Genomic DNA, 502 nt, shown 5'->3' on the forward strand with positions numbered 1-502 from the left:
CCGATTATCGGCCAACCAAGCAGTATCAAACGCAAACCCACAACCAGTCAATGCTACAGGGTAAGCTACTCATTAAAGAGCAGCTAAAGCGTAATAGCCATCAGCCTCATAAGTTTGTCTGTGAAGTAAACCAATTGAGCACTGATATGCTGGCCAATCGTATGATAAGAAGTGCTTTGGTCTTTCTTGAGCAGTTGGCAGGCGCGTCTCAAGCCTATCACTCACAGTCTATATCATTGTCCGCAGCGTTACTGTCTAAGCTGGTGTGCTGGCGACAGATTGCTGTGCTTAACCCCTATGAGCGGCAAAGACTGGGTCCTCTCTATCAAATGGCAAAGCAGCAGCTAGCCTCACAGCCATTGTCTCGATTGCAGCGGCAATCTGTAGATAAGCTATTAGATTTGGCGTATTGGCTACTTCAAATGCAGTACTCAACTTTGCCCACAGGTAATGGTGTTAACCACAAAGATGGACAGTTGCGCCTATGTTTACTGATTAATAT

1 protein-coding gene is annotated in these 502 nt (G+C 45.8%); it reads left to right on the forward strand.

Annotated features, from left to right (window positions below):
* On the forward strand, window positions 1-502 hold a 502-nt coding region (locus ACS8FD_RS25045; protein WP_439277836.1), incomplete at both ends, for a 5-methylcytosine restriction system specificity protein McrC.

This window comes from Psychrobacter sp. 1U2 (assembly GCF_051847575.1).